Raw genomic sequence first — 246 nt, 5'->3', positions numbered from 1 at the left:
AACCTGTTCGGTAATGTCACTACCGGTGATATTGAGCACAAGCTGTTATTCAGTGCCGAATACGCCGATTACTCTGTATTGAACGGCCGCTATGCCGATACTGGTTCAGCGTCGGTCGCAAACTGTTGGGCTTCTGGCCGCGGCGGCGTTAGCAATACCTTCTGTGGCCTTGATGCCAGCGGTAGTGCGGTTGCAGGTCTGAATACTGTTATCGACCGCTCAGCAGCCTACGAAGGCGACTTTACC

1 pseudogene is annotated in these 246 nt (G+C 53.7%); it reads left to right on the top strand.

The features are described from left to right. Window positions 1-246 (top strand): annotated as a pseudogene (locus tag NLF92_RS13565) (TonB-dependent siderophore receptor); the annotation flags it as partial.

Origin of the sequence: Opacimonas viscosa, assembly GCF_024199005.1 — a bacterium.
Taxonomy (GTDB): domain Bacteria; phylum Pseudomonadota; class Gammaproteobacteria; order Enterobacterales; family Alteromonadaceae; genus Opacimonas; species Opacimonas viscosa.
The sequence above is the reverse complement of the archived record's forward strand: the minus strand, read 5'-3'. Positions and strand labels throughout refer to the sequence as shown.